The sequence below is a fragment of the Stenotrophomonas sp. Sm6012 genome, from assembly GCF_030985895.1.
Taxonomy (GTDB): domain Bacteria; phylum Pseudomonadota; class Gammaproteobacteria; order Xanthomonadales; family Xanthomonadaceae; genus Stenotrophomonas; species Stenotrophomonas forensis.
In genome coordinates this window covers 1-10,608 of sequence record NZ_JAPTFX010000156.1, presented here as the reverse complement: position 1 = coordinate 10,608, position 10,608 = coordinate 1, and the positions used below count along the sequence as shown (strand labels likewise).

Genomic DNA, 10,608 nt, shown 5'->3' with positions numbered 1-10,608 from the left:
CCCCGGCGGCCGATGAGCGCGCCGCCGCGCCTGCGACTGCGAAGGATCCGCCGTCATTTCATTGCCGCGTGTGCGGTGGGCCTGGTCGGGCTTGCCTTGCTGGTGGGCAGCATCAGCCAGCTGCTGCCGCTGGCCGAGCGCCATCCCGACAGGATTGCTGCCTGGCTGAGTGAGCGGGCCGGCCAGCCAGTACGTTTCGACCAGCTGCAGACCACGTGGACCCGCCGTGGCCCATTGCTGCAGCTGAAGGGCCTGCGCATCGGCGCCGGCCAAGGCCTGGCGATCGGCGAGGCGGAAGTGCTGGTGTCGATGTACAGCGGGCTGCTGCCGGGCCGTTCGCTGACCGAGTTGCGCCTGCGTGGCCTGGCGCTGGACCTGAAGCAGGGTGAGGACGGCCGCTGGTCGGTGCAGGGCCTGCCGCAGTCAACCAACGGCGGTGACCCGCTGGATGCGCTGCGCCGGCTGGGCGAACTGCAGGTGGTCGAGGGCCGCCTGGGCGTGCACGCGCCGGATCTGGGCATCGATACCACGCTGACGCGCATCGACCTGCGCCTGCGCGTCAATGGCGACCGCCTGCGCGTGGGCGTGCGCGCCTGGGTGCAGGCCGACGCACTGCCACTGACTGCGGTGCTGGATGTGGACCGCGTGCGCGGCAACGGCCAGGCCTGGCTGGGCGCCGATCCTGTTGATTTCCATGCCTGGTCGCCGCTGCTGGCAGCCGGTGGCGTCCGCCTGCGCGAAGGCAAGGGCGAGCTGAACCTGTGGCTGACCCTGCGTGATTTCGCCCCGGTTGCGCTGACCACCGATTCGGACCTGCGCGAGGTACGCATCGATGGCGCACCGATGCCCGACGTGGCAGTGCCGCAGTTGCAGCTGCAGCGCCTGCAGGCACGCCTGCGCTGGCAGCGCCAGGCCGACGGCTGGGCCTTGCAGGTGCCGCGCCTGCGCCTGAAGACCGAAGACGGCGAACAGCAGCTCGACGGTCTGCAGCTGCAGGTCGGCAGGCAGCTGCGGGTGAGTTCCGGCGATGTGCAGGCCGGCACCGCGCTGCGCGCGCTGGCGCTGAGTGATCGCCTCGACCCCGGCCTGCGCCACTGGTTGTTCCTGTCCCGGCCGCAACTGGATGTGCGTGAGCTGCAGCTGTCCGGCCAGCGTGATGGCCCGCTGTGGGCGCAGGGTGAACTGAAATCGCTGGGCTTTGCCAGCGTGGGCCACTCGCCGGGCCTGCGTGGCCTCGGCGGGCGCTTCGAGGGCGATGCCGATGGTTTCAGCCTGCAGCTGCAGCCGCGCCAGCAGCTGCAGTTTGACTGGCCAACCGGATTCGGCGTGCGCCATGACCTGCACCTGGCGGGACAGGTGGTGGGCTGGCGCGACGAAGCGGGCGGCTGGCGCATCGGCACCGCGGCGATGCGCGTGGAAGGCACCGACTATGCCGCCGACGTGCGCGGTGGTGTCTGGTTCCAGGGCGACGGCACCCGGCCGTGGCTGCAGCTGGCGGCCAAGCTGGACGACGTGCCGATGACCGCGGCCAAGCGCTTCTGGATCCATTCCAGGATGAGCAAGGGCGCCACCGACTGGCTGGACATGGCACTGGCCGGTGGCCAGGTGCGCAACGGCGTCGGCCTGGTCAGCGGTGACCTGGACGACTGGCCGTTCGACAACAACGATGGCCGCTTCGAGGCCACCGGCCACATCACCAACGGCGACATCCGTTTCCAGCACGACTGGCCCCTGATGAGCCAGGTCGACGCCGATATCGCCTTCATCGGCCCCGGCTTCGACATGCACGGGCGCGGCGACCTGGCCGGTGTGGCGGTACAGACGTTCGAGGCGGGCATTGCGGATTTCGGCCAGCAGCCGCTGTACGTGCGTGCCGACACCCAGAGCGAGGCCGGCAGGCTGCTGGCGATGCTGCGGCAAAGTCCCTTGCACAAGGACTATGGCGACACTCTCGACAACCTCGCCGCTGCGGGACCGGCGCATGTGACCTTCGACCTGCTGCAGCCGCTGCACCTGGATGAAGGCGGCGGCCACCTGCAGGGCACGGTCGACCTCAACGGGGTGAAGCTGGTCGACAAGCGCTTCCAGCTGACCTTCGACAACATGCATGGGCAGGCCCGTTACGGCAACGGCGGTTTCGATGCCGAGGAACTGGCGGTGCGTCACCTTGGCCAGGACGGTCGCCTGAGCCTGCGTGCCGGCAGCTACGTGCGCGACAGCAAGCTGGCGTTTGAATCGCTGCTGTCGGCCAACCTTGATGCGGGTGTGCTGATCGACCGCGCGCCGGAAATGGCATGGCTCAAACCCTACATCGCAGGAACCTCGCCGTGGACCATCGCGGTCAACCTGCCCAAGGTTGCACCGGGCGCGCCTGCGCCGCCCAGCGAACTGCGGCTGAGTTCGGATCTGGTGGGGACCCGCCTGGACCTGCCTGCGCCGCTGGACAAGCCGGCCGGCGAACCGTTGGCGACCACGGTGGCCGCACAGCTGCCGATGGGGGCTGGTCGCATCGACGTGGCCTTTGGCCAGCGCCTGGCGCTGGCTGCGCGCAGCCATAACAACCGCACCGGCGTGCAGGTCACGCTGGGCAGCGATCATGTGGACCGCGAGCCACCGCCGAGCGGGCTTGCCGTGAACGGTCGCAGCCCGACCCTGGACGCACTGGAGTGGATCAGCCTCGCGCGCGGAGGCGGTGACGATGACGGCATGCCGCTGCGTGCGGTGGATGTGCAGGTCGGCAAGCTGATGCTGATCGGTGGCGTATTCGAACAGACCCGGCTGCAGCTGCAGCCGGGCGCGCAGGCGCTGGACGTGCGCCTGGACGGACCTTCGCTGGCAGGTCGCCTGACCGTGCCCAATGCCGAGGGTGGCACCATCAGCGGCCAGCTGGACCGCGTGCACTGGCAGTCACTGCCGGTGGCGCCGGATGCGCCCGCGGCGCCGGCGCGGGTGCAGGCCGGTGCCAACGACATGGACCCGGCCAAGCTGCCACCGTTCGCGCTGGACATTGCCGACCTGAAGTTCGGCAAGGTGGTGCTGGGGCAGGCGGTGCTGCGCACGCGCCCGCTGGCCAATGGCCTGAACGTGGACGAGCTGCGCTTCCGTGCACCCGACCAGGAAATCGACATCAACGGCCGTTGGCTGGGCCGTACCGGTGGCGCCCGTACCGAGCTGACCGCACAGGTGCGCAGTGAAGACCTGGGCGGCTTGATGCAGAACCTCGATTACGGCGGCCAGCTGCGTGGCGGTTCCGGGCAGGCGCAGCTGCAGGCCTCGTGGAGTGGCGGTCCCTCGGACTTCCAGCTGGCCCAACTGCAGGGCCGGCTCGACCTGCACGCACGCAATGGCCAGCTGCTGGAGCTGGAGCCCGGCGCCGGCCGCGTGCTCGGCCTGCTCAGCGTGACCCAGCTGCCGCGGCGCCTGATGTTCGACTTCCGCGATTTCTTCTCCAAGGGCTTCGCGTTCAACCAGGTCGACGGCAGCGTGCAGTTCGGCCAGGGCATGGCCCGTACCGACAAGGTGCTGATCGAAGGCCCCGCGGCGAACATCACCATCCGCGGCCAGGCCGACCTGCGCAACCAGCAGTTCGACCAGACCATCGACGTCAACCCGCGCGCCGGCAATCTGCTGACCGTGGTCGGCGCGGTGGCCGGTGGGCCGGTGGGCGCCGCACTCGGCGCGGCCACCAATGCGGTATTGTCCAAACCGTTGGGCGAGATCGGCGCCCGTACCTACAAGGTGACCGGCCCATGGAAGGAGCCGAAGGTGGAAGTGATCGAACGCAGCCGCGACAAGGCGCCGCCCGCTACGGCCCCCGGCATTCCGCCGACCGTCACCGACCTGCCACGCTCGCGCTGAGCGTGGCTTCCCTGTTCACGGGGCTTGCCTTGGCGCCCCCGCATCCCCAGATCGAGAGCCATGACTGATATCGCCCTGACGCTTGCCCAAGACCGCCTGCTGCGCCCCGGCGGCCTGGATACCGCTGGCCTGGAGCGCACCTTCGGCCAGCTGCTCGGGCCCGGTGTCGACTTTGGTGACCTCTACTTCCAGCACGCCCGCCGCGAGAGCTGGAGCGTGGAGGACGGCATCGTCAAGGACGGTGCCCATTCCATCGAGCAGGGCGTGGGCGTGCGGGCGATTTCCGGTGAGAAGACCGGCTTTGCCTATTCCGATGACATCCATGCCGATGCGCTGCGGGTTGCGGCGCAGTCGGCACGCGCGATCTCGCGCGAAGGCGGCGCGCAGTCCGGGCGCTCGCTGCTGCGTGGCAATGCGCGTGCGCTGTACCCGGCGCTGGACCCGATCGACGGTATCGGCAACGAGGCCAAGGTCGAGGTGCTCAAGCGCCTGGACGGCTATCTGCGTGCCGCGGACCCGCGCGTGAAACAGGTGATGGTCAGCCTGTCCGGCGGCGTGGATACCGTGCTGATCGCCCGCAGCGACGGCGTGCTGGGCGCCGACGTGCGCCCGCTGGTGCGCCTGAACGTGCAGGTGATCGTCGAACACAACGGCCGCCGCGAGTCCGGCTATGCCGGTGGCGGTGGCCGCTATGGCTATCAGGAACTGTTCGCCGACGGCCGGCCCGAAGCGTTCGCGCGCGAGGCGCTGCGCCAGGCACTGGTGAACCTTGAGGCGGTCCCGGCGCCTGCTGGCGTGATGCCGGTGGTGCTCGGCCCGGGCTGGCCCGGCGTGCTGCTGCACGAAGCCGTGGGCCATGGCCTGGAAGGCGACTTCAACCGCAAGGGCACCAGCGTCTACGCCGGACGCATCGGCGAACGCGTTGCGGCGCCGGGCGTGACCATCGTCGACGACGGCACGCTGGATGGCCGCCGCGGTTCGTTGAACATCGATGACGAAGGCCACCCGAGCCAGTGCACCACGCTGATCGAGGACGGCATCCTGGTCGGCTACATGCAGGACAGCCTCAATGCCCGCCTGATGGGCGTGGCACCGACCGGCAACGGGCGCCGCGAATCGTTCGCGCACCTGACCATGCCGCGCATGACCAACACCTACATGCGTGCCGGCCAGCATGACCCGCAGGAGATGATCCGCTCGGTGAAGAAGGGCCTGTATGCGGTCAACTTCGGCGGCGGCCAGGTCGACATCACCAGCGGCAAGTATGTGTTCTCGGCCACCGAGGCCTACCTGATCGAGGACGGCCGGATCACCACGCCGGTGAAGGGGGCGACCCTGATCGGCAATGGCCCGGAAACCATGCAGAAGGTGCGCATGGTCGGCAACGACCTGGCCCTGGACGAAGGCGTGGGCGTCTGCGGCAAGGACGGGCAGAGTGTGCCCGTGGGGGTTGGCCAGCCTTCGTTGTTGATCGAGGGCATCACCGTCGGCGGTACCCAGGCCTGAGCCGGGCGATGGCCAGCGCCACCGCCCACGCCGGCGCGGACTCAGTCCTCGTCGGCTTCGCCGGTCTCGACGTGGTCGGCCTCATCGGCCGCGGCCTTGAGGCCCAGCGCGGCCGGCAGCATCAGGCCGCGCAGCACCTGGAAGATCTCGCGGTAGGCACGCGGCGGCTTGTTCTTCGCTTTCTCGGCCTGCGCATTGCGCACCAGCGTGCGCAGCTGCTGGCGGTCGGCCTGCGGGTAATCGTTGAGCAGTGCGGCCAGCGCTGTATCGCCTTCTGCCAGCAGGCGGTCGCGCCAGTCTTCCGCGCGATGCATCATCGCCACTTCGCGGCGGCCGGTTTCGCTGTTCGCGTCCAGCGCATCGCGGATTGCATCCAGCGTGGCGTCCTCTTCGCGACGCATGTGCTTGGCCAGGAACGCCAGCTGGCGCTTGTGGGCGATATGGGCGGTGATGCGCTTGCACTCGGCGATGTGCGGCAGCAGGTCTTCCGGGATCGGCAGGCGCGCCAGCTGGGCCGGGGTCAGCGACACCAGCTTCTCGCCCAGGGCCAGGACATCGAGCGCGTCGCGCCGGTTCTGGCTGCGGCTCTTGTCGTGGAATTCACCGGTTTCTTCGTCGCGTCCGCGCATCGTCCCTACCTGATCTCAAAAAAAGTCGCCCGGCGTGATGCCGGGCCCAACCTGTACAGGATAAAGCATTGAACGTGATCGCCCCTGAAGTCGCCGTCGGCGACGACAGCCCGGCCCGCCTGGAACGGCTGGCCGACCTTTCCCAGCAGCTGCTCGACCGCGCCCGCGCGCTGGGCGCCAGCCAAGCCGAGGTCAGCTGCAGCGAGGACCGGGGCCTGGAGGTCAATGTCCGCCTCGGCGAGGTCGAGACCGTGCAGTCCACCCGTGACCGCGGCATCGCGGTGACGGTCTATTTCGGCAAGCGCAAGGGCAGTGCCAGCACCGGCGACCTGAACGAGGCCAGCCTGGCGGCCACGGTCGAGCAGGCCTGCGCGATCGCCCGGCACACCGAGGACGACCCGGCTGCCGGGCTGGCCGAGGCGGCGCTGATGGCCCGCGACTTCCCCGACCTGGACAGCTGGCACCCCTGGGCGCTGCAGGCTGACGAAGCGGTGGACCTGGCCCTGGCCTGCGAGCAGGCCGGTCGCGGGGCCGATGCACGCATCAGCAATTCCGACGGTGCTTCGGTGTCGAGCATGCAGAGCGTCTCGGTCTATGCCAATTCGCATGGATTCATCGGTCGTGAGCGCGGAACCCACCATTCGGTAGGCTGCGCCCTGATCGCTGGCACTGGCGATGGCATGCAGCGTGATGGCTGGTACACCGGCGGCCTGGCCCGCGAGGACCTGGAGGCGGCCGACAGCGTGGGCCGCCGCGCCGCCGAGCGTACCGTGGCCCGGCTGCAGCCGCGTTCGCTGCCGACCGGCAGCATGCCGGTGCTGTTCTCCCCGGAGGTGGCCCGCAGCCTGGTCGGCCACCTGCTGTCGGCGGTGTCCGGCGGCGCCCTGTACCGGCAGGCCAGCTTCCTGCTGGACAGTGTCGGCCAGCGGCTGTTCCCGGAGTGGATGCAGATCGAGGAGCTGCCGCACCTGCGCCGCGGCCTGCGTTCGGCCGCCTTCGACGGTGACGGCGTGGCGACCCGTGCTTCGGCCCTGGTCAGCGACGGGGTGCTGCAGCGCTACGTGCTGGGCAGCTATTCGGCGCGCAAGCTGGGCCTGCAGACCACCGCCAATGCCGGTGGCGTGCACAACCTGCAGCTGGCCGCCAACGCCGGCTCGTTGCAGGAGATCGCGCGCCAGATGGGCGACGGGCTGCTGGTGACCGAGCTGATGGGGCAGGGCGTGAACGGGGTGACCGGCGACTACTCGCGTGGTGCCGGTGGCTTCCGCGTCGAGAACGGCGAGATCCAGTACCCGGTGGACGGCATCACCATTGCCGGCAACCTGCGCGAGATGTTCAGCAGCATCGAGGCGGTCGGCAGCGACGTCGACCCGCGCTCACACATCCGGACCGGTTCGATCCTGCTGGGACGGATGACCATCGCCGGTAATGATTGATGGCATTGATGGCGTAAGCTATGCGCGCCTGACGCGACCAGCTTGGTGCTGGTGGGTCAAGACCACCCAATGAAAAGGAGTTTTGTCGTGAGTGAATTCGATAACGTCCCGCCGCCGCCGGCCACCACTGACGCGCCGGCCGACCAGCGCACCATGGCCCTGGCCGCGCACCTGCTGGGCATCTTCACCTGGTTCATCGGCCCGCTGATCATCTGGCTGATCAACAAGGATGACGCCAGCAAGGCCTTCGTGACCGACCAAGCCAAGGAAGCGCTGAACTTCCAGATCACCATCACCATCGCGATGCTGATCTGCATCGTGCTGACCATCGTGATCATCGGTGGCATCCTGGCCCCGATCGTCGGCATCCTGAACCTGGTGTTCTGCATCATCGCCGCGGTCAAGGCGAACAACGGCGAAGCCTACCGCTACCCGTTCGCGCTGCGCCTGGTCAAGTAAGATCGGCCACATGCGGAACTGAAAACGCCCGGCATTGCCGGGCGTTTTCATGTGCGGAGAGTGACGGGCGGTACCCGGCGAGCGCGCAGCACTCAATGATCGCGTTCGACCGCCAGCGTCGCCAGCGCGCGCAACGCATCGGCTTCCTCGCCATGGCCGGCCAGGATCGACTGCATGCGTGCGGCGAGTTCGTGCAGCTGGGCCTTCGCACCGTCCATGCCAAGCAGGGCGGGGAAGGTGCTCTTGTCCTGTGCCTGGTCCTTGCCGGCAGTCTTGCCCAGCTGTTCGGAACTGGCCTCGACATCGAGGATGTCGTCACGCACCTGGAACGCCAGGCCGAGTGCATCGGCGAAGCTGTCGAGCTGGGCCAGCTGCGGTTCGTGGGCCTGGCCGCACAGCGCCCCCATGCGCACCGCGGCGCGGATCAGCGCCCCGGTCTTCAGGGCATGCATGCGGGTGAGGGCCGCCAGTGTCTGCTGCTGGCCCGTGGCATCGATGTCCAGGGCCTGGCCGCCGCACATGCCGGCGGCGCCGGAGGCGTGGGCCAGCGTCTGCAGGCAGGCCACGCGCAATGTAGCCGGCAGCGGTGCATCGGCCAGCAGGCCGAACGCACGGGCCTGCAGGGCGTCGCCAGCGAGGATCGCCGTGGCTTCGTCAAAGGCGATATGCGTGGTCGGCTTGCCGCGACGCAGGGCGTCATCGTCCATCGCCGGCAGATCGTCATGCACCAGTGAATAGGCGTGGATCAGTTCGACCGCCATCGCGGCCGCGTCCAGCGCTTCCGGCTGCGCACCGAACAGGTGGCCGCTGGCATACACCAGCAACGGGCGCATGCGCTTGCCGCCGCCCAGCACTGAATAGCGCATGGCCTGGTGCAGGCCCTGCGGTGCCTCGGCAGGCGAGGGCAGTGCGGCGTCGAGCTGGCTTTCAATACGGTCGCGCCAGCGCGCGAACAGGGCCTCAGCCGTCATGGCTGGGCGGGTCGAACGGCTCGGCCGCTTCCGGCTGGGCCGGATCGCTGAGCAGGCGCACGCGCAGTTCAGCCTGTTCCAGCGCCTGCTGGCACTGGCGGTACAGGCCGACGCCACGTTCGTATGCACTGAGCGAAGCTTCCAGGCTCAGCTCGCCGGTTTCCATCTGCTCCACCAGCTGCTCCAGCGATTCGAGCGAGTGCTCGAACTGGGCGACAGGGGAGGCGTTTTCGGGGGACTTCTTGGCCATGCGGCAAGTGTGGACGGGCCGCGCGCGGGGGTCAATTCACCAGCCGCCCGGGCGCCACTGCAGTTGCGCGCCATGGGCCTGCAACCAGGCCTGCAAAGGTGCTGCGATGACCACGTCGGCGGCAGCAAGCAACTGCGGGCCATCGAAGATCAGCGGCAGCTGTGCGCGTCGCCAGGGCGCGAGGTGTTCCCGTTGCAGGCAGTCCTTCAGCGCGTGCGAATGCTGGCGTCCGGGCAGCTGGATGCGCTCACCACCCACGCGTGCGCGGACCTGCAGCGCGTGTTCGAAGGCCGCGGTGCCCTGCAGGCGCAGCTGGCCGCCATCGGGCAATGCTAGGGGCATGCGTCCATCCCATTCGGCCTGCCAGTCGCGAGGCAGTACCGGCAGCCGGGCAGGCAGCAGGTAGGCGTGGTCGCGCCATTGCTGGATCGCATGGTCGTGCCACCCCACGCGCGCCTGGCGGTCATTGTCGGCCGGCAGCAGTTCGGCCAGCGCCTGCTGCAGGACCGTGGCCGGCAACGGTGCCGCACCATGGCCCAGCACCCAGCCACGCAGCACGCGTGCGGCGCGGCCCGGCGAAATCTGCCGCAGCAGCTGCAGCGACAGCACGCGCGGTGCCACCTCCAGATGTGCGATCAGCTCGGCGTCTTCTTCATCAAGCAGCTCACGGGTCTGCGCGCAATGCGCCGCGCTGCCGGCCAGCGCCGCGGCCGCATTTGGCCATCGCTGGCGCAGCAGCGGCAGTACCTGCAGGCGCAGGAAGTTGCGATCGACGTGGTCGTCGGCGTTGCTGGGGTCTTCGACCCAGCGCAGCGCGTGTTGCCGGGCGTAGTCGAGCAGTGCTTCGCGCGGTACCCGCAGCAGTGGTCGCCACAGGGAGTGCCTGCCAAGGCGGCTGTGTGCGGACATGGCAGCAAGGCCGTCGACGCCCGAACCGCGCAGGGCGCGCAGCAGGAAGGTTTCGGCCTGGTCGTCCTGGTGTTGGGCCAGCACCAGTGTTTCCCCATCGCGCAGCTCGGCCGCGAACGCCGCGCGTCGCGCCTGTCGGGCAGCACCTTCGAGGCCCAGGCCTGCGGTGTCGTCGATTCTTACGTGGTGTACGGCCAGGTCGATGCCCAGCGCTGTGCACTGCTGCCGGCAATGCTGCACCCAGTCGTCGGCCGCGGACTGCAGGCCATGGTGCACGTGCACCGCACGCAGCGGAGTGCCGGAGGCCTGTGCGCAACGCCATAGCCAGTGCAGCAGGACGGTCGAGTCGACACCGCCGCTGTAGCCGACCAGCAGCGGCACATCCAGCGGAACGAGGGTAGGGAAGGCAGTCACGGGGCAAGTATAGGGTTGCCCGGCAGGGCTGCGCCCTGCACCCGCTACGATCAAGAGCAACAGCAACAGCAACAGCAGAAGCAGAAGCAGGCTTCCTGAGGGATGGCGGGGTGGGTCCGGTTGCGGGGGCCGCTGCAAGTACGTCCATGTAAGCTCGGTCGCCGCATCCATGCGGC

At 69.0% G+C, this 10,608-nt stretch carries 8 protein-coding genes; 4 read left to right on the top strand and 4 right to left on the bottom strand.

What is annotated here, in order from left to right; translation table 11 throughout:
- The first annotated feature begins 12 nt into the window (after positions 1-12).
- Positions 13-3,858, top strand: a complete 3,846-nt coding sequence (locus O0J73_RS19310) for a YhdP family protein (protein WP_308309399.1) — start codon at positions 13-15, stop codon at positions 3,856-3,858.
- A gap of 60 nt (positions 3,859-3,918) precedes the next feature.
- Complete coding sequence (tldD, locus tag O0J73_RS19305; protein ID WP_308309398.1) at positions 3,919-5,364, top strand: metalloprotease TldD; 1,446 nt, start codon at positions 3,919-3,921, stop codon at positions 5,362-5,364.
- A 41-nt stretch (positions 5,365-5,405) separates the two neighbouring features.
- On the opposite strand, the gene yjgA is transcribed toward tldD, so the two are convergent.
- On the bottom strand, positions 5,406-5,993 hold the full coding sequence (gene yjgA, locus O0J73_RS19300; RefSeq protein ID WP_197564563.1) for a ribosome biogenesis factor YjgA: 588 nt from the start codon (positions 5,991-5,993) through the stop codon (positions 5,406-5,408).
- A gap of 68 nt (positions 5,994-6,061) precedes the next feature.
- On the opposite strand from yjgA, the gene pmbA reads away from it, so the two are divergent.
- Together pmbA and O0J73_RS19290 are read left to right on the top strand one after the other, a co-directional pair.
- Positions 6,062-7,429, top strand: coding sequence for a metalloprotease PmbA (gene pmbA, locus O0J73_RS19295; protein ID WP_049457995.1), 1,368 nt, complete (start codon positions 6,062-6,064; stop codon positions 7,427-7,429).
- Positions 7,430-7,516: 87 nt separating this feature from the next.
- Positions 7,517-7,888, top strand: coding sequence for a DUF4870 domain-containing protein (locus tag O0J73_RS19290; RefSeq protein ID WP_049457994.1), 372 nt, complete (start codon positions 7,517-7,519; stop codon positions 7,886-7,888).
- Between the two features lie 92 nt (positions 7,889-7,980).
- Here O0J73_RS19290 and O0J73_RS19285 read toward each other — a convergent pair whose 3' ends face one another.
- Genes O0J73_RS19285 through tilS form a run of 3 tightly spaced genes read right to left on the bottom strand, consistent with a single transcriptional unit; the run spans position 7,981 to position 10,432 of the window.
- The gene (locus tag O0J73_RS19285; RefSeq protein WP_006460181.1) at positions 7,981-8,859 is read right to left on the bottom strand and encodes a farnesyl diphosphate synthase; all 879 of its coding nucleotides are present in this window, start codon (positions 8,857-8,859) and stop codon (positions 7,981-7,983) included.
- The gene (locus O0J73_RS19280) at positions 8,849-9,109 is read right to left on the bottom strand and encodes an exodeoxyribonuclease VII small subunit (protein WP_006460180.1); all 261 of its coding nucleotides are present in this window, start codon (positions 9,107-9,109) and stop codon (positions 8,849-8,851) included. Before O0J73_RS19280 ends, O0J73_RS19285 begins: the two co-directional genes overlap by 11 nt.
- A gap of 36 nt (positions 9,110-9,145) precedes the next feature.
- Positions 9,146-10,432: a tRNA lysidine(34) synthetase TilS gene (gene tilS / locus O0J73_RS19275; RefSeq protein ID WP_197564562.1), complete on the bottom strand. Its 1,287-nt coding sequence runs from the start codon at positions 10,430-10,432 to the stop codon at positions 9,146-9,148.
- Positions 10,433-10,608 lie beyond the last annotated feature (176 nt).

What these genes read in the sequence shown, in the direction of transcription:
- O0J73_RS19310 (WP_308309399.1), top strand. Translation starts at nt 13, where the DNA reads ATGAGCGCGCCGCCGCGCCTGCGACTGCGAAGGATCCGCCGTCATTTC.
- yjgA (WP_197564563.1), bottom strand. Translation starts at nt 5,993, where the DNA reads ATGCGCGGACGCGACGAAGAAACCGGTGAATTCCACGACAAGAGCCGC.
- O0J73_RS19285 (WP_006460181.1), bottom strand. Translation starts at nt 8,859, where the DNA reads ATGACGGCTGAGGCCCTGTTCGCGCGCTGGCGCGACCGTATTGAAAGC.
- tldD (WP_308309398.1), top strand. Translation starts at nt 3,919, where the DNA reads ATGACTGATATCGCCCTGACGCTTGCCCAAGACCGCCTGCTGCGCCCC.
- O0J73_RS19280 (WP_006460180.1), bottom strand. Translation starts at nt 9,109, where the DNA reads ATGGCCAAGAAGTCCCCCGAAAACGCCTCCCCTGTCGCCCAGTTCGAG.